The sequence below is a fragment of the Paenibacillus paridis genome (assembly GCF_006345825.1).
Taxonomy (GTDB): Bacteria; Bacillota; Bacilli; order Paenibacillales; family Paenibacillaceae; genus Pristimantibacillus; species Pristimantibacillus paridis.
This window is the reverse complement of record NZ_VCIX01000078.1, coordinates 103,372-122,881: the sequence shown is the minus strand read 5'-3', so window position 1 is coordinate 122,881 and position 19,510 is coordinate 103,372. Positions and strand designations below refer to the sequence as shown.

Annotated in this window: 13 protein-coding genes; 11 read left to right on the top strand and 2 right to left on the bottom strand. The window is 44.6% G+C overall.

The window, feature by feature from the left end:
- From FJQ58_RS08650 to FJQ58_RS08625, 6 genes are all read left to right on the top strand, one after another.
- The coding region (locus FJQ58_RS08650) for an MBG domain-containing protein (RefSeq protein WP_202915235.1) at positions 1 to 2,890 on the top strand (2,890 nt) is incomplete at its 5' end.
- A gap of 612 nt (positions 2,891 to 3,502) precedes the next feature.
- Entirely contained in the window at positions 3,503 to 5,380 is a 1,878-nt protein-coding gene (locus FJQ58_RS08645; RefSeq protein WP_139992340.1) for a discoidin domain-containing protein, read from the top strand.
- Between the two features lie 806 nt (positions 5,381 to 6,186).
- Positions 6,187 to 7,410 (top strand): ABC transporter substrate-binding protein, encoded by a 1,224-nt coding sequence (locus FJQ58_RS08640; protein WP_139992338.1) that lies wholly within the window; start codon positions 6,187 to 6,189, stop codon positions 7,408 to 7,410.
- 70 nt (positions 7,411 to 7,480) lie between these two features.
- The gene (locus FJQ58_RS08635; protein ID WP_139992336.1) at positions 7,481 to 7,852 is read left to right on the top strand and encodes a hypothetical protein; all 372 of its coding nucleotides are present in this window, start codon (positions 7,481 to 7,483) and stop codon (positions 7,850 to 7,852) included.
- 134 nt (positions 7,853 to 7,986) lie between these two features.
- Complete coding sequence (locus tag FJQ58_RS08630) at positions 7,987 to 9,303, top strand: ABC transporter substrate-binding protein (RefSeq protein WP_139992334.1); 1,317 nt, start codon at positions 7,987 to 7,989, stop codon at positions 9,301 to 9,303.
- Between the two features lie 280 nt (positions 9,304 to 9,583).
- Positions 9,584 to 11,980, top strand: a complete 2,397-nt coding sequence (locus FJQ58_RS08625) for a YDG domain-containing protein (RefSeq protein ID WP_139992332.1) — start codon at positions 9,584 to 9,586, stop codon at positions 11,978 to 11,980.
- 106 nt (positions 11,981 to 12,086) lie between these two features.
- On the opposite strand, the gene FJQ58_RS08620 is transcribed toward FJQ58_RS08625, so the two are convergent.
- Positions 12,087 to 13,676, bottom strand: coding sequence for an acyl CoA:acetate/3-ketoacid CoA transferase (locus tag FJQ58_RS08620; protein WP_238403909.1), 1,590 nt, complete (start codon positions 13,674 to 13,676; stop codon positions 12,087 to 12,089).
- A gap of 63 nt (positions 13,677 to 13,739) precedes the next feature.
- Positions 13,740 to 14,543 carry an enoyl-CoA hydratase/isomerase family protein gene (locus tag FJQ58_RS08615; RefSeq protein ID WP_162341395.1) on the bottom strand — a complete coding sequence of 268 codons (804 nt, stop codon included), beginning with the start codon at positions 14,541 to 14,543 and terminating at the stop codon, positions 13,740 to 13,742.
- 197 nt (positions 14,544 to 14,740) lie between these two features.
- Here FJQ58_RS08615 and FJQ58_RS08610 point away from each other — a divergent pair, with 197 nt between their 5' ends.
- From FJQ58_RS08610 to FJQ58_RS08590, 5 genes are all read left to right on the top strand, one after another.
- Positions 14,741 to 15,790, top strand: coding sequence for a LacI family DNA-binding transcriptional regulator (locus FJQ58_RS08610; protein ID WP_139992328.1), 1,050 nt, complete (start codon positions 14,741 to 14,743; stop codon positions 15,788 to 15,790).
- A 200-nt stretch (positions 15,791 to 15,990) separates the two neighbouring features.
- Positions 15,991 to 16,803: a transporter substrate-binding domain-containing protein gene (locus FJQ58_RS08605; RefSeq protein WP_139992326.1), complete on the top strand. Its 813-nt coding sequence runs from the start codon at positions 15,991 to 15,993 to the stop codon at positions 16,801 to 16,803.
- Between the two features lies 1 nt (position 16,804).
- Positions 16,805 to 17,476, top strand: a complete 672-nt coding sequence (locus FJQ58_RS08600; RefSeq protein ID WP_420799821.1) for an amino acid ABC transporter permease — start codon at positions 16,805 to 16,807, stop codon at positions 17,474 to 17,476.
- A gap of 10 nt (positions 17,477 to 17,486) precedes the next feature.
- Positions 17,487 to 18,227: an amino acid ABC transporter ATP-binding protein gene (locus FJQ58_RS08595; protein ID WP_139992322.1), complete on the top strand. Its 741-nt coding sequence runs from the start codon at positions 17,487 to 17,489 to the stop codon at positions 18,225 to 18,227.
- A 21-nt stretch (positions 18,228 to 18,248) separates the two neighbouring features.
- Positions 18,249 to 19,421: a MalY/PatB family protein gene (locus tag FJQ58_RS08590; RefSeq protein WP_238403907.1), complete on the top strand. Its 1,173-nt coding sequence runs from the start codon at positions 18,249 to 18,251 to the stop codon at positions 19,419 to 19,421.
- Positions 19,422 to 19,510 lie beyond the last annotated feature (89 nt).

The window sequence follows — 19,510 nt, the reverse complement described above, 5'->3', positions numbered from 1 at the left end:
GCTAGGAAATTACGAAGTAACGAAAACCGCAGGCAGTCTATCTGTTACGAAAGCGCCACTTGAGGTAACTGCAAACGATGCGACGCGTGAATATGGTACGAGCAATCCTGTATTCACAGGGACGGTAACGGGTGGTTTGTCGTCAGATAGCATTGCAGCAACGTACGCAACGAGTGCTGACCAAACAAGTGATGTAGGGAACTATACAATTGAAGCCACACTGGTTGACCCGAATAATAAGCTAGGAAATTACGAAGTAACGAAAACCGCAGGCAGTCTATCTATTACAAAAGCGTCACTTGCAGTAACCGCAGATGATGCGACGCGTGAATACGGAATGAGCAATCCGGTATTTACAGGGACGGTAATAGGCGGCTTGTCGTCAGATCGTATTACAGCAACGTACGCAACGAGTGCTGACCAAACAAGTGATGTAGGGAACTATGCGATTCAAGCCACACTGGTTGATCCGAATAATAAGCTAGGGAATTATGAGGTAACGAAAACCGCAGGCAGTCTAACTGTTACGAAAGCGTCACTTGCAGTAACCGCAGACAATGCGACTCGTGAATATGGTACGAGCAATCCTGTATTCACAGGAACGGTCTCTGGTGGTTTATCGTCAGATGGGATTACAGCAACGTACACAACGATTGCCGATCAGGCAAGTGGTGTAGGGAGCTATGCGATCGAAACAGCACTGGTTGACCCGAATAACAAGTTGGGGAATTACGAGGTAACGAAAACTGCAGGCAGTCTAAGTGTTACGAAAGCGTCACTTGCAGTAACCGCAGACAATGCGACTCGTGAATATGGTACGAGCAATCCTGTATTCACAGGAACGGTCTCTGGTGGTTTATCGTCAGATGGGATTACAGCAACGTACACAACGATTGCCGATCAGGCAAGTGGTGTAGGGAGCTATGCGATCGAAACAGCACTGGTTGACCCGAATAACAAGTTGGGGAATTACGAGGTAACGAAAACTGCAGGCAGTCTAAGTGTTACGAAAGCGTCACTTGCAGTAACCGCAGACAATGCGACTCGTGAATATGGTACGAGCAATCCTGTATTCACAGGAACGGTCTCTGGTGGTTTATCGTCAGATGGGATTACAGCAACGTACACAACGGGTGCCGATCAGGCAAGTGGTGTAGGGAACTATGCGATTGAAGCCACACTGGTTGACCCGAATAATAAGTTAGGAAATTACGAAGTAACCAAAACTGTAGGTAGTCTGAGTGTTACGAAAGCACCGTTGACAGTGACGCCTCACACAATATCTCGTTGGTTGAACAATGCGAACCCCACTCTGACCGGTGTTGTAACAGGTGTGCTGAACAACGACGACATATCCGCGAAGTATGTGACGCTTGCCGAGCAAAGCAGTCCAATTGGCAATTATACGATAGAGGCTGAAATCATTGATCCTAATCAACGTTTAGGTAACTATGAAGTTACGAGCAATACTGCAAAGCTAACCGTGTATGATGTTCCGAAATTAATTTATACTACTAACGATACTGCTTCATCAATTATTGGACCTCTTGGTCTTCCAGCAACTGATGATGAAGGTAGAAGCATTCAATGGATTTCCTCGAATAATCATTTTGTAGATGTTGCGACAGGATATGTACAACGCCCATCCTATTCAGAGGGGCATAAGAGCGTAACGCTTAAAGCGACGATAACAGCTGACGGTGCTACTTATGAAGCCATTTATCCGCTAATCATTATTGCGAACAGTAACACTAGTTCTGGAGTATCCTATTACATTGAGGTTGTATCAGTTAATGGAAAGCAACGAGTTGAACTAAAACTTGATGATTTGAAAAAAGGACTTTTTGCAATCAAATCAGATAGTGAAGTCGCAGAGTTTATGATTAGTAAAGCGACATTAACGCAGTTAATGGCCATTTCACCATCCATGAAACTGCAATTCATTACAGCAAAAGATGAAATGACCATACTCATTCAAGAGATGGCGATTGCAGGGAATAATCATGATCTAACCATTAAAATAGGCAGATCAGATAAGGCAACAGAATTTGTTGAAGTTAAGAAGAGTCTTGGCGCAAATGTTTGGGCAGGGCCAGTTGAGTTCAACGTTACTGGATTAGATGATCAAGGCAGAAGCTCTGAAATATCAGCTTTCTCAGCCTATGTTAATAGAAAGATTGAGCTGGATGCCCAAGATTCCGATTTTGCTACAGTCGTACTTTGGGATGAAGAGAAGCAAGCATTCACCTTTGTTCCCGCACAATTTATAAAAGAGAATGGTAAAGTCAAAGCAATTGTAAAGAGTAAGCGAAACGGCTACTTTTTCGTAATTGATCGTCGAGTTAGCTTTATAGATTTGCAGAATCATTGGGCAAAGTCGGATATAGAGTTACTTGCAGCAAAGTTCATCGTTCAGGGGCGTAGCGAAATGAATTTTGATCCGAATGGTATGCTTACCCGAGCAGAAACGGCGGCATTACTTGTACGTGCAATAGGGATTCCGTTGAATAACACTGAAGTTAGCTTTTCTGATGTGGATGGGAAATGGTATGAAGCAGATGTTATCGCAGCTGAGCAGGCGGGATTAATCAAGGGATATAGTGACGGGACTTTCCGTCCGAACAACCGTGTGACGCGTGAGGAGTTGGCGGTTATGCTTACCCGAGCTATTGCTTATGCTAATCCTTCTTTGCAGACAGAAAATAGGGTGTTAGCTTTAGCAGATGTGGAATTCATTTCATCTTGGGCGGAGGATTCTATTTATCAAGCGCTTAGTTTAGGTATCATTAAAGGCGATCAGCAAGGTAATTTCAAGCCGCAAGCAGAAGCAACTCGGGCAGAAATGGTTACACTTCTCTCGCGTATGCTGAAACTATTAAATTTTATATAGGATTGGATTTTGGTTCGAACTGAATAATAGCTGGAATTTGTTCTAAAAGCCACGTTCCACCATACGAATCCACAACCGAAATAATCTGCATCCCACTTGTTAGCTGGTGTCTAGTAAAGGGAGGTGTTGATTAAAAAAGGTTGTGGATTTTTTGTTTTTTGGCTTCATGTTATGATCAAGCAGATTATGTAAGGCGACCAGTTCTTCGCCGCTTGCACGAAAAGCCTGAATACGTGCTTCCCTACTCGAATTTCTTCTCTGCTCAGAGAGGGTTACTCTTTTTGCGTAAAATATCATTTTCTAGTTTAATTGTTCACGACTCCATTCATTGACTCCTTTGTTTTTACCTCTCGCAGTTCAAATGACAATCCATCATTGCCTAAACAAACGGTTCTAAATCTATGATAACCAAGCATCATTTCCCGTTTTATGAATATCCTTATGAATGGTGCAGCAGTCCGTATTCTTCTTTTGCGCTTCAGCCTCTGTATCTGTATGCCATGCCAGTTGAAGCGACTACGCTGTTGAACAAATGGAACTTTAAGGGCTGTGTATGAGGGATGCTCGAAGTATTGCAAGTATTCATGTTTAGTCCAGGAGAGTGGGGCACGAATGATGGGAAGATCAAGACTTAGTCAGGGAAAGAAAAGGATTACAGGGAAGATAAGAGGTTATTTGATGGTGGTAGCTATTATGCTATCGTTAATGGCAGCTGGGGTTCCTGCATATGCCGGAGGAGATGATGGTAACATATCCACCCAACTGGTCCTGACTTATAACTCGAACGGCGGCTCAGTAATCCCTCCTCAATTTGTGAGTTCTGGAGGTAAAGTGGTGTTTCAGAGTATGCCTACAAAGGAGTGCTTCAACTTTGAAGGCTGGTATTACGACAGTGTGCTGACGCAACGATACAATGCTTCAGATTCAATCACTAAAAGCCTAACATTGTATGCCAAATGGGTGGCCTCGAGCACAAATGCACAATGCGTAAATGCTACATTGACCTCAACGATCGGTACGGTGAGCACTGGCGGGACGATGAATGAGACAATTACTGTTGGGAGTAGCATCAAGTTAGCTGCGCTTAAGGCAGCGATTACGCCGTCAGCGAATGCAACGTTTGAAATTTACAATGCAGATGGGATAACGAAAGCGACGACGCTAGAGACGGGCATGAAGATCATCGTCAGCCCGCAAACAGGAACGAGCAAGGTGACATATACGATAACGGTGAGTTCACCGAATTTAGCATTAAATAGACCGGCGTCGGCTGACAGCGCCTGCATCGCCTCACAGAATGCGGCCAAAGCCGTAGACGGCAGCGTGATTAATGACAGCAAATGGTGCTCCATGTCTAGCAACCGTTGGCTGCAGATTGACCTCGGTTCCGTGAAGCAAGTGAGCCAATTTGTCATCAAGCACGCATCGGAAGGCGGGCAGTCTGCTTCTTATAACACGAAGGCTTATAACATCCAAGTTAGTAGCAATGGTACTACTTGGAATACAGTAGTTACTGTAAATAATAATACGAGTGGCGTAACGGTAGATAATATACCGGATACGCAGGCCCGATATATCAGGTTGAATGTCACGACCCCTACGCAAACTTCGGATTCTACGGCAAGAATATATGATTTCGCAGTATTCGAGCAGCAAAATTTAGCATTGAACAAACCCGCGACGGTTGATAGTGTGTGCAACGCCTCACAGACCGCGGCCAAAGCGGTGGACGGCAGCGAAATCAATGATAGCAAATGGTGCTCCCTATCCAGCAACCGTTGGCTGCAGATCGATCTTGGCTCCGTGAAGCAAGTGAACCAATTTATAATCAAGCATGCAGCAGAAGGCGGAGAGACGACCGCATATAACACGAAGGCTTATCATATCCAAGTTAGTAATAATGGCAAGGATTGGAGCACAGTCGTCAAAGTAACCAATAATACGAAAAGCCAGACAACAGACAATATTGCTACAGTATCAGCAAGATATATTAAGCTGAACGTTACGACCCCTACGCAAACGACAAACCTTGCTGCAAGAATCTTCGAGTTTCAAGTGTTTGGCCCCTCCAATTTGGCATTAAGTAAACCTGCGACGGCTGACAGTACGTGCACCGCCTCGCAAACTGCGTTTAAAGCCGTGGACGGCAACGTCATCAATGATAGCAAATGGTGCTCTAAGTCCAGTAACCGATGGCTGCAGATCGATCTCGGCTCCGTGAAGCAAGTGAACCAATTTGTCATCAAACACGCATCGGAAGGCGGAGAGACTGACTCTTACAACACGAAGGCTTATCATATTCTGGTCAGCGTTGATGGCATTAATTGGAGTAAGGTAGTGAACGTAACCAATAACACGAGCAGCATTACCGTAGATAAAATTACTGATGTGCCGGCTCGATATATCAAGTTGAACGTTACGGCGCCTACACAAACCCAAAACGCTGCGGCAAGAATATATGATTTTGAGGTATATGGCCCTCCTCAATAAAGCGTAAAGATATGTAGATTAATGGAACAGTGGTTGGAGTAAGTATGACGAGATTCAAGTAGTGACAGGTAATGAAGAGTAGCTTCAAGAGGCATAGTATAAGTGATCCGGAGTACATCGTTCATGTGGCGATGTACTTCTTTGCGTTGTGCTTGGAACATTGAAGCCAACGCCGAATTAGCGATTGATATAAGAACAAGCTTCATCCAATCTTCACTAGACTTGAATACCGATTTTTTAGATAGTCCGCCTGTATTCCTAAATAGTCTCGTTCTGATTCAATGAGGCAAAGGCTGTACGTTATTATCCGTCTAGAGGACTTGAGGCATCTTTGCGAACATCGAAGGCCTCGTCATTTCGTCATTTCCGCCCCCATATCTTTTCCCGTTGCCCCTTCATTCGGGGAATGTGACGGCTTATTTCATCCACTCTGGATTGAATAGCAAATATCGCCTCCATAACTGGATGAGATGAGATGACCGAACTAATTTTTCTCGAGCGACTGATTCTATAGGCTTTCGTAATGCATGTTAGGTGGTTTACAAAGAACGTATATTCATTTTTTGCGTCCCGCATGCGCTCTTTCGGAAAATACCAATTGGTTTTTCGTTTTAAAATTTTGTGATTCATGAGAGGATTTGTTTGGTTATTATTACCTTTAAATATAATTATAAGTATAATGTTGAAAAGTATGAGAGATGAAAGACTTTGTGCGTTATATATCTCCACCTGTGGCTATTGGGAAATAAAATGATAGAAAGAAGCAGAAGATTTAAAAATATGAAATAAATCTTGAGGTGGTTATTTTGAATATTAATCGAATCAACTTATATTTTCTATTAATAATTATTGTAGTCATGTTAAATGCATGCACATCGAATAATTCGAAAGATTTACCGATTCTGCACGATAATATACGAATTGGTTATTTCTCAGAAGAAAACTTCAAATACCGATATTCAAGTTTGATTAATAATGATATAGACATGATGAACGAAAGATATACGATTGTTCCAACCTCCGAACTTATAAAAGGGAGAATAGATGTAAAGACCTGGAGCAAGGAAAATGAATTCGATATTATTTATATTCCAGGTCCACTATTGGAGCAATTTGTTGAGCAGGATGTCATGAAAAATTTGGATAATTTAATAATTACCGACGAACTTGCATCAGACAATTTTAATACGGCTTTCTTAGAACTTTCGAAGCTGTATGGGCAAGGTGCAGTATATGGGCTGCCACCAGGAATCGACGGGAAAGCAGTGGTTTATAATAAAAACTTGTTTGCGAAATATAAAGTTGATTTTCCTGTTGATCGTATGCAATGGTTTGATTTAATTCATTTGGCATCGCGTTTTCCAAGCGAGGGTTTGACAATAACATCAGATAGTGGATTTGAACTAATATGGGATGTAGGTCATACGAATGATTACAAAGTTTATCGAAAAAGCCCACCAATGGTTAACTTTAATAGTGATCCTTGGCGTGAAATATGGGAAAAGGTGACGGAGCCTTTGGCGAAACGAACGATTTTAACAAATGAATATTTGTTGGACTCCTTTTTGGAGGGGGAGGCAGCAATGGCTCTCATATCAAATAGACAGTACGTTGAGCTTCAGAAGAAGAGACCAGATTTCGAGTGGGGAATTGTTACGATGCCCGTTAATTCTAATCAATCGGATGTCACTAAGTATATGCATGCAGATGGTTTTTATGGCATTTCTTCGTCCTCACCAAATCAAGAAGCTGCTGTTGAATGGCTAAAGTTTTTTTTATCTGAAAAAACGTTGGCATCTGATGGAATGCTTGGAAATTTTGGTTTAAATACGAGAAAGAGTACTATATCTGATCCATTTGCAGAGGCTGTATTCAAACTGCACCCAGTAAAGAGGGATGTGCTGCCTTTTGAATATTTGGAATTGGGTGAAAATAGTCTTCAGAAATTATTGTCAAACAATTCAACTGTCATTGAAACTCTGAGTGAACTTCAAGATAAAGCAGAAGAGATTTTACGTAATACCAAGTAATTATAAATCTGTTGTAAACGGAGCGCGCCCGTTATACATATAAATCATACAGTTAAGGGAGATCAAACAATTGAAAAAGAAAATCATGCAAGCTTCTGTAACAGTAGCATTAATTAGTAGTCTTTCTGCTATGCCAGCTTTTGCAGCTATCGATTATAACGCATCGCTGAATACCCTCCTTTCATCCCTAGGAGGGAGTACAGTAACTGCTGAAGCAAGTGCAACGAGTGTTCATGGAGATCTTAAAAAGATAAATTTAAATGTTGTACTAAAAACAGGAACTAAAACAATTACCGATGATGTGAAATCAGGAAATCCTACTGCGGATTGGATAAGACAGGGGTCGGATTCTTCCAAAAGTCATACTTTAAATGCTGCGGCAAGGTCTTATTATACGGATGGAACGTCTAGCGACCAAATATATTCTAGTTCATCTTGGTAAAATTCAGGGCGGGTGTAACCCGCCCTTTTTCTCATTAGTATACGGTATTAAAGTCATTGTGCAAGGTGTGAAATTTGGCTTGTATTTTGATAATGAGATGTAGTAATATCTGTTCTGTCATTTAGGAGGAGACAATGGTCAGGGGATTCATAGTAATTTTAATTGTCATAATTACAATTGTTACTTCAGGGTGTCAGAGTGTCGATGAGCAGAAAATAATTACGCTGACAGTAAATTACCCATCAGAACGTATATTTTTCGAAAGAGTAGGCTATGCCTTTGAATCAAAATACCCAAACATCAGAATTAAAGTAACGGAGAATGTTTCTGAAAACCAAGTTTCGGACATTGTATTTATGAGGAACAAACGTGAATATCAAGAGGCAATAAGTGAAGGGGTTCTGCTGAATCTCAATCAATATTTTACGAAATCAAAAAGAGAACAGATGCAGCTCAGTGATATATCTACTTCCATGCTTCGTTGGGAAGAGGATAGCGGGTTGTATGGATTGTCACCTGCATTTAGCAATTATGTGATCTATTATAACAAGAAAATTTTTGATCATTATTCTCTTCCTTATCCGTCTAATCAAATGAAATGGGGTGAAATATTAAATCTGGCTCAGTTATTTCCAAATAGTGATGAGAATGGTAATAAATTATACGGATTTAAATCGAATTATTATGAGTTTATCTCATTTGCAACTTTCTTGAGAGTTGGCCAAACTGAGGGGTTATCATTCCTTGATCCAACTACGCTAAAGATAAATATAAATACAGCCAAATGGAAAGAGATTGGGGAATATATTATTAATGCCTTCAGAGGTGGTAAGATATATTCGGATATAGATGAAAACTCAGAGAAATTCGTTCACTCACCAATTTTTACTGGACAGGCAGCGATGGAACTCTCTAGTCAGACGACCGCCTATAACTTTGAAAAGATTCATAAACAATACCAACTGGAAGAAATTGATTGGGGAATGGTAACAGTTCCAGTCGATCCCTTAAATCCAGAGTTCTCGGATTATTATCAGTTGAATGAGATATATGGGATTTCAAATTCTTCCGTAAACCAAGAGGAAGCATGGTCCTTTATTGAATTTATAACAAGTGATTTAGGATATTACAAAAAGAATAAGAACCAGATTATGAATTATGGGGTACCTAGTAAGTTAGACTTGTTGGAGCCTATTGGAGATCACGATCTTTCACCATTATATTCACTGAAACCTTCCATATTATCCAATAACCCATATGAAAAAGTTCATTTTGAAATAATTAATAATTTTAAAGAAATTGGGCAATCTTTGTTTGATCAAGTGCTATCAGGAAGTCTATCGTTGGATGAGGCATTTGAACGTATGGAGCAGCTTGGCCAAATAACGGTTGATGAAACTAAAAAGCGATTGGAAGATGAAGGGGAAGTCGTGGTTTTTTTAAAAAAATAATGTCGAGATGTATCGATATGAACAGGCCGGAAACCCTCTTCTCACGAACGGTATTCGGTCTTATTTTATTTGCATTTAGAGTTACAAAAGGGAAAGATAGTATATATGATATTTAGAACGTATGGTGTCGCTAAGTGCGGATATAGGGACCCTACCTTCAACTTGTTCTAGCAGCAGATGTCCAATGGTTGGAATTATTAAAAATTGTATAAAAATGTCGATTATTGTGATAAGGTGTAACAAGTCATAATTTGCAATACAAATAGGAGGAATACGATCAATGAGCAATGCTAAAAAGCTTGTAACCACTCTATTGATTACAGTTTTGCTGTTTTCAACGTTTAATGTAGCTTTTGGTGCTGCAGAATCTTTTAAATCTGATATCGAGGGAACATGGGCAGAAAGCCAGGTATCTGATTGGATAGACAAAGGTTATGTTACAGGTTATGAGGACGGCAGCTTTAAGCCGAACAACACGATTACAAGAGTAGAATTCATTGCATTGATTAATCGCTCCTATGGTTTTACTGAAACAGCAGACGTTTCCTTCAGCGATGTTGCTTCATCTAGTTGGATCTATACCGAGGTTTCCAAAGCTATAAAAGCTGGCTACATTAAGGGCTACGCGAACGGAACCTTCGGCGCAAATAAACCAATTAGCAGACAGGAAGCTGCAGTTATCGTAGATCGTCTTCTAAATCTGACAAATACAGATAGCGCGGCAGCTAGCTTTACAGATTCAAGCTCGATTGCCTCATGGGCAAAGGCAGCGGTTGATGCTGCAGTAGCAAACGGTATTTTACAAGGCTATGCCAGTGGCGCTAACTTCAAACCTAATCAACCTCTTACACGTGCTGAAGCCGTAGTCGTATTATACCGCTCAGTTACAGTCAAAGAAGCCTTGGAAGAAGGTTCACCTACGCCTACTCCCACAACAGCACCAACTAAGGCGCCAACAACAGCACCAACAACGGCACCAACCAATACACCGACAAGTACGCCAACAACGGAGCCGACAGTTGAACCAACAGCGACTCCTACTCCAACAGCACCAAGCGATACAACCGCTCCGGTTCTATCAAGTGTAACGACTGGCCAAATCACTATTGGAGATGACGTATTTGCTACAAGTAATGAGAGTGGATATATATATCTTGTTCCAGCAACAACTGCCGCAACTCTCACAGACTTAAACCAAGCCATTGATTCATCGGTAGGAATAAGAGTAACTGTGGAAGCAGCCGCAAGTTCAACAATCACGACAGCAGATTTAACTGTAGACAACTATGTTGTGTATGCAGTGGATTCTTCTAATAATGTTTCTACAGCTTCAAATGAGATCGTAATTAATAGGAAGCAGCTGACGATTGCAAATCCAGCATCGCTGCAAACGGATAAAATGTACGATGGAACGACATCAGCGTCAGTAACAGCGAGCTCATTGAGCGGTGTTGTTGGGGATGATATAGTAACCGTAACTGCGGTAGCCACTTACAATGACGCAGCAATAGGGACAGACAAAACCATTATGGTGGTTTATACATTGGGTGGAGCAAATGCAGGCAACTATATTGCACCAGTAAACTACACGATAACTACTGGAGTTATTACACCCATGCAGTTAACAATTGGTAATTCACAATCACTGGTAGTAGAAAAAATATATGATGGAACGAATTCTGCAGTTGTGATAGGAAGTTCATTAGTTGGGGTTGTTACTGGTGAAGCCGTAACCGTATCAGCAGTAGCCACTTACAATGACGCATCTGTAGGAACAGACAAAGCGATAACAGTAGTTCATACAATAAGTGGAGCAAATGCAGGCAATTATATTGCACCAGTAAACTACGCGATAACTACAGGAGTCATTTCTCCTGCACAGTTAACAATTGAAGATCCATTACTGTCACTCATAGAATCTCTAGATCATAATTCCGAAGTAGTAGTAACTGCAGGTGCATTGGCTGGGGCAGTTACGGGCGATGAAGTGACGGTAAGCGTAGAAGCGGTTTACGATACGGCAGCCGCGGTGAAAGTCAGACCATTAACTGTGATTTACACCCTAACAGGAGCGGATCGTGCCAATTACATTGCTCCTATAGACAACACAAACTATATTGTTTTTGTACAATATAATGCAGACATGGGTATTGTGCTCGATTTAATCGCTAATTCCAAAGTATATGATGGAACTACAACTGCAGCTGCATTTGCAGGTTCTAGAGTTGGGGCTTGCCCAGGAGATGGGATTTGTCCTGGGGATGATGCAACAGTATTTGCAGCGGGCGCTTATGAAGATAAAAATGTAGGAACAAACAAGGAATTGACCGTGTCATATACCATATTAGGTGTAGATTCTATTAACTATACAGGCCCAGGCGATTACATCATGAATTCAGGCATAATAACAGCAAGACAATTATCAATTTTACCGCCTGTACTCCCGCTCAAGGTTTACGATGGAAATACAACAGCAAACTTAGTGCCGGGCGAAATAACTGGCCTTATTAGTGGCGATGAAGTCTTTGTACACGCGCTAGCCACGTATGAGAACGCAGAAATAGGTACCAATAAACGAGTAACTATTGTTTATACCCTTACAGGCAAAGATGCAGGGAATTATATTGCACCAGCAAGCCAGACCCTAAGTTCGGGTGTAATTATAAATATTCCTTAATAAGTAAACCAATTAGCCAAACACAAAAAGAGACTGTTCAAAGGTGAATTACTTTTGAGCAGTCTCTTTTGCATGTAGCTGTGTATTTGATTAAGTCGTATCTTATTTATGCAAAATTCCATTCCTGCTTAAGCCCCATAGGTTCCGCTTGAAACAATCTTGCATCCATTAGCTTAAGCTCTGGAGAGATCATCGGCTCAAAGGCTAGCAAATCTAGAATATCATGCTGCAGATCGATGCCCGGCGCAATCTCGACAAGCATCAGGCCTTGGGCTATAAGCTGGAATACAGCTCGCTCGGTAATGAAAATTACTTCTTTGCCGCTCAGTGCTGCCTCAACACCGTTGAAAGAGATATCCGCTAGTGCGGGGACGATTTTGCGGAAGCGGCCTTCTTTAGCAATGTGTACCTTGCCGTCGTTAATTTCAATGCCCAGGCCTCCAGCAGTAAAGGTTCCGCTGAACACGACCTTTTTGGAATTTTGGGCAATGTCGATAAAGCCGCCAACACCCATGATTTTTCCATTGAATTTGTGGACGTTTACGTTTCCTGCCTGGTCTATCTCCGCAAAGCTGAGGAAGCTGACATCAAGTCCGCCTCCATCGTAGAAATCGAACTGGTACGGCTGATCGAGTACCGCTCTTGGACTAATCGTCGCTCCGAAAATAATGCCTTTGGCCGGCGTTCCGCCAATAGGTCCGAGCTCAACCGTAAACGTCAGCGCTTCGCCGACCCCTTCTTCGGCTGCTACATAACCAACGCCATCGGAAATGCCAACGCCGAGGTTCGCTACCGCGCCAGGGAATGCCTCCATCAGTGCGCGCCTCGCTATAATCTTGCGCTCGGTCAACTGCAAGGGTTCGATGCCATCCTGAACAGCAAGCAAATCCCCGCTCATATAACGGTTGCTTTGAGTCTGGTAAGTCTGCATCTGCTCAGGAACGACAACGACAGCATCAACGAGGAAGCCTGGAATTTTAATCGTCTTCGGATGCTGGGAGCGGGCCTGAACCATGCGCTGCACCTGAACGATGACGATGCCGCCGCTGTTTTTTGTAGCTTGGGCAATGCTAAGCACATCTAGGAAGGTTGGTTCATCCTCCATCGTAATATAGCCGTCCGTATCTGCGGTTGTTCCTCTAATAATCGCAACATCCGGTTTAATGGATGGGTAGAACAGCCAGTCCTTTCCATCGATCTCCATCAGACGTACAAGATCTTTTGTCGTGCGCTTATTTAACTTGCCGCCTTGCTGGCGCGGGTCGATGAACGAGCCTAATCCCACATGGCTCAAAATACCGGGATGTCCGGCCGCAGTCGAACGAAAAAGCTGCGTAATGACGCCTTGCGGGAAGCAATAAGCTTCAATCTGTTCTGTCTCGGCAAGCTCGGACATACGCGGCGATTGCCCCCAATGTCCGCCTATGGCTTTGACGCATAGGCCAGGAATAGCAATCGGACTCATGCCCCGATCAGCACGGTCTCCGAGGCCTGTGGTATGGAGATAAGTAAGGCCGCTCGGCTGCTGCTCCTTGTGGTAACGCGCAGCCAGTGCTTCGATAACGGCTGTCGCCTCAACAATACCGCCTCCGGCACCGCTAAATGCGACGGTGGCACCGTTTGGTATGAGGCGAACAGCGTCCTCCGCGGACAAAACGGGAACGGGGCCCGTTCTTTTTTTCAATGATGTATGCACGATGAACGATTCTCCTTCTTCAATTGCTTTCGTCTGTGCTGTTTTTTAATGGTTATATCACGCTTACTTCGAGTCAGGGGCGGCATCGCCTTCAAAAATAGGCGGGCGTTTCTCGAAAAAGGCCTGCATGCCTTCACGGAAGTCGGCGCTATCCGCAACCTTTTGTGAAATTTCGAGCTGCGTTAGATCAAGCCATCTCTGCTCCGTCATAAAAATGCGGCTGAGCGCTTCCTTCACAGCACGTACGGCTGAACCGGATTTGGCGGCAATCTCCTCTGCCCATCGATAGGCGAGCTCATAAGCTGTCCCTTCATTGGCGATTTCGTTCACCACGCCCAAGCTCAGCGCCTCTTGCGCACTCATCTGCTTGGCAAACAGCATAAATTGCATCGCTCTTCCCGATCCGATTAGACGGGTCATTCGGTAAGCACTGCCGCTTCCCGGGAAGGAGCCGATGTTTACCTCCGGCAAGGAAAGCACAACATGAGGAGCTGCAACCCGCATGTCACAGCTGAGCGCCCAGTCAAAGCCGCCGCCGTATGCAGAGCCGTCTAGCGCGGCAATTGTCGGAATGGGAAGGAGGGACAAGCGGGTACGCAGCCGAACCTCGCTCTCCATTTTTTCGCTGACATACGTGTTCTTCTCCAGATGCTTCTGAATTTCATTCATGTCAGAGCCCGCTGAAAAAACTTTGCCATTATGGGTCAGCACTACGGCACGAAGCTCGCTATCCGACTCGATATCGGCTAAAATCTGTTCAAGCAGCGCAAGCCCGTTATTTGTTCCCAGATTCAGCGGAGGATTGTTGAAACGGATAATCCCGATGCGGCCTTCCTTGCGAAATTCAATTCCCGGATTGTTTGACACGAATATTACCACCTTTTATACGAATAGAAATGGATGTCCACTAACATAGAAGTTGCCTTATTAGATCGATCTAATCTTTCCATTGATTATAGAAAACGGTATTCCGCCTGTCAACAGCAGGAAGCGGAATCTCAGCTCTTTCCATATGCTGCTGTTATGTACTATAATTTTTTTTAACGAAAGAGGTGTGACTGATTGTGAGCGACAAAAAAGAAAAACGCGTAACGCTTCAGGATGTCGCGAAGGATGCAGGTGTATCCCGGGCTACGGCATCGCTTGTTGTCAGGGGCAGCTCATCGATTACGGAGCAAACCAAACAGAAGGTCCATGCGTCGATGAATAAGCTAGGTTATGTCTATGACCGTGTGGCTGCCAGCTTTCGCTCCAGACGTTCTTCCACCGTGGGCATTATTATAACGGATATCGGAAATCCCTTCTTCTCCGAGCTGCTTGCCAATTTGCAGGATCGGCTGGACGAGCTGGGTTACACCACGCTGCTTGGGATGACCTTTGAATCGGAAACCAAGCAGGAACGCGTATTGGAGACAATGTTGGAGCATCATGTTTGCGGCATTATAATGGCTCCGGTGGCAGGCACTAATCCTGCTGTGTTTGCGCGGCTCAAGCATTTGAACGTTCCTTGCGTTCTTATTGGACGTGAAATTTCTGGCGTACAAGTTGATTATATTGGCACTGATTTTAAATGGGGCACGCAGATGGCCGTAAGGCATTTGGCCGACCAAGGTCATAAGCGCATCGCTTTGCTTGGCGGCACGCCGCATACCTCCGCGTATAATGAGCGTCTTGCGGGTTACCACGAAGGGCTGGAAATATCCCGTATTCCTGCTGATTACCAGCAAGTGATTCCCGGGCCGCCTACTCGTGAAAGCGGAAGTATCATTATTAGCGAGCTGGTTCAGCAGGGCAAGCTGCCTACGGCGGCGATTTGTCATAATGATATTGTCGCGCTTGGCGTTATTGTCGGCCTGAGGGAAAATCGCCTTGTCGCCGGCAAGGATCTGGCTCTCGTTGGCTTCGATGATATTAAAGAAGCAGCCACTGCGAATCCTGGCCTGACAACTATCGCCGTTGGCTCCGGACAGTGGGGAATTGAAGCTGCGAATCTACTGCATGAGCGCATTAGTCCTGAAGCTTCTGAGCGGGCTCCGCTGGAGGCTGCAAGAATCATTTTACCGCCAAAGCTTGTTATCCGTGAATCTTCGACTCATTTTATGGGCGTGCATTAATCGATGCACCCCTTCCTTATTCCTAAAAACGGTCATTGACATTCAAATTTCAACTTGCTATAATTCCAACTAAACTAATGGGAAATGAACAATGCTTATTTTCCGATAGAAACAAGCGTGTACGGACTGCTGGCTCTTAAGGCAAACCGCCTACGTTTCGCGAAAAATTAGATCGATCTACTAAAAGGAGGCTGTTCAACATGTTTGGCAAAAAAAGTGTGGTCTTGTTAATGCTTGCAATGACGTTGGTGCTAGGAGCATGCGGTACAAAAGCAAATGATTCTGAAGGTACTGGCACGGGTAGCGCTACAGAGAGTAAAGAGCTCAACCTAGCTACCTACGGCGTGAGCATCGGTTTCTCCAAGAAAGATGGAGACAAGCTGGAAGGCTATGATATTGCCGTAGCGGAAGCTGTAGCTAAGCATTTGGGTTACACGAAAGTAAACTGGACGACCGCTGATATGGCTGGCATGTTCGGAATGCTGGATGCGAGCAAAATCGACACGATTGCCAATCAGGTTGAAGCGAATGAAAAGCGTAAAGAGAAATATATTTTCTCCCAAACCTATATTTACTCAGGGGCACAGCTTATCGTTCGTGCTGATGATGATTCCATCCAATCGCTGGCGGATTTGAAAGGCAAAAAAATCGGCGTTGACGTAGGGACAAGCAAAGAAGCTTATTTGCGGGCAAACGATCCGAACAACGAGCTGAACATTACGACTTACGAAGACCCAAGCGTTATTTTAAACGATGTAGCTCTGAAACGGCTCGACGCTTATATTATGGACCGTGCGGGCGCACAACTGCTTATCGATAACTCAGGTCTTGCTTTGAAGAAAGCAGGGGACCCTGTGTATACTTATGAAGAAGCCTTCCCATTCCCGAATACGGAAGATGGCCAAAAGCTGCGTGATTCCTTCAACGAAGCGTTGCAAGCCCTTGCAGAGGACGGCACGCTGACTAAGCTGTCTAATGAGCATTTGAAACAAGATATTAGCAAGGCTGACTAATCTGATGAATTTCGATACCGCGTTTATATTCGAAGCGATACCGCGGCTGCTGAAGTATTTGCCGATGACACTCATGCTCGCAGTAGGCTCCATGCTGCTGGCTTGCCTGATGGGTATTGTGCTGGCACTTATCATCAATAATAAAATTTTTATTTTGTCGCCGCTGGCAAAGGTGTACATTTCCTTCTTCCGCTCGGTGCCGACATTGGTTACGCTGTTTATTTTTTACGTAGGGATACCGCAGGTTTTCCCCGAATTCACGTTTATTGATGCAATTACGGCGACGATTGTAGCCCTTAGCTTTAAGAATGCCGCTTATTTGGCGGAAGAATTCCGTGGCGCGCTTAATGCGGTGGATAGCGGACAAATGGAAGCCTGCTTGTCCGTCGGCATGACCAAATGGCAAGGCTTTCGCCGGGTCGTGCTGCCGCAGGCATTGCGGATCGCCGTTCCGAGTCTTGGAAATTATTTAATTATGCTGGTCAAGGAGTCCTCGCTGGCCTTTACGGTTGGCGTCACCGATATTTTCGCGCAAACGAAAATTTTGGCTAGCAACTCCTTCCGCTTTTTGGAGAGCTATATCGCCGTTGCGCTGATTTATTGGGCAGTAACCATTGTGCTGAGCATGCTGCAGGGAAAATTGGAAAAGGTGATGAGCAAGCCTTATCGATAGGAGTTCTGATATGCTAAAGGTGAGCGGGTTAAAGAAGCATTTCGGGGATAACGAGGTGCTTAAGCACATTAACTTAGAAGTGAAGCGCCGTGAGGTTGTTGCGATTATCGGCCCTTCCGGTTCAGGCAAGTCCACGCTGCTGCGCTGTCTCAACCTGCTGGAGGTGCCGGACGCCGGGCATATTGAAATCGACGGCCTAGAGGTGGACACGAGTAAGCTGAAAAAATCCGACGCTTACGCGTTAAGGCAAAAATCGGCGATGGTTTTCCAGCATTACAATTTATTCAAAAATAAAACAGCGCTGCAAAACGTCATTGAATCGCTCGTTGTCACGAAGAAGATGACTAAGCCCGATGCCGAGAAGCTCGGCCTTCGGCTGCTGGAGCAGGTGGGGCTCGCGAGCAAAGCAGACAGCTATCCGGCAATGCTCTCCGGCGGGCAGCAGCAGCGGGTAGCGATTGCACGTGCTCTTGCAGTTAATCCTTCGGTGATTCTCCTCGATGAGCCAACCTCGGCGCTTGATCCCGAGCTGGTAGGCGAAGTGCTGCAGGTCATCCGCTCTATCGTCAATACCGATACAACGATGCTGATCGTCACCCATGAAATGTCCTTCGCTAGAGAAATCGCGGACCGAATTATCTTTATGGCGGAAGGCTCGATTATTGAAGAAGGCGATCCGCAAAGCTTTTTTGAACATCCACAGCAGGAGCGGACGAAGAAATTTCTGGGCATGGTATTTTCCGAAAACTGACAGCATAGAAAGAGGCAAATGATGGCTCTCACCCATAACTTTAGCGTACAGTACGATCGGCGTCATACCGATTCGCAAATGTATAGCCTGTATCCGGAAGATGTATTGCCAATGCATTTGGCAGAGACAGATTTTCAAACCGCACAGCCCATTATGGATGCGCTCGCTAGTCGGGTAAATCAAGGGATGTTTGGTTATGTTGCAGAGAGCGCTGAATTGGGGCTTGCTGTCCAGCACTGGATGGCTAGCCGCTTCGAGTTGCCCATTGAGCCGGAATGGGTTCAATATTCACCTTCAGTTGGTTCTTCGCTTGTATTTGCGGTGCAGGCATTTACTCAGCCAGGAGACCGAGTGTTAATTCAAACGCCGGTTTATCATGCATTTCACAGCTTAATTGACAATAGCGGACGTATGAAAGCGGAAAATAAGCTTGTCCTGCGCAATGGCCGCTATGAGATAGACTTTGAGGATTTGGAGCGACAGCTCAGCAACCCGCGCACCAAGCTGATGCTGCTGTGCAATCCGCATAATCCTGTTGGGCGCTGCTGGACGAAGGAAGAGCTGACGCGGATGGCCGAGCTATGCTTGCGTCATCATGTGTTTGTCGTCTCCGATGAGGTACATGCCGATATTGTCTACGAGGCGTTCACTCACATTCCTTTGCCTGCCATTTCGGAAGAAATAGCCCAGCATTGCATGGTAACGGTTAATCCGAGCAAAACCTTCAACCTAGCTGGCATGCGTTCGTCCGCAGCGATTATTCCGAATGAGCGCTGGCGCGAAGCGTTCCGCGTTGCCTTAATCAACAACAAAGCCATCGACCGACCGGTATTTGGCATGGTGGCCTTGGAGGCTGCCTATCGGCATGGGGGGTATTACGTTGATCAGCTTGTCCCGTACATTGAAGAAAATGCGAAGTTGGTAGGGGAATTCTTACGGGAACATATTCCTCAGCTGGAGCTCATTCAGCCGGAAGCGACCTATTTATTATGGCTGGATGCCCGCAAGCTTGGGCTTCCGCCCGAGCAGCTTGCCCCGTATTTCTTGCGCGAAGCAAAAATCGCGTTTAGAGACGGAGCTTCCTGCGGCAACGGCGAAGGTTTTCTTCGTATGAGCATTGGCTTTCCGCGAGCCGTGCTTGAGCAAGCTCTGTATCAGATGAAGCAAGCCGTGTCTAAGCTTGATTTGAATTAATGCCGTGTGCCAAATGAAAATGCCAAGCCGCGGCTTGCAATGAACGCCTGATCATTCTTCACGGGATGATTAAGGCGTTTTTTATTTTT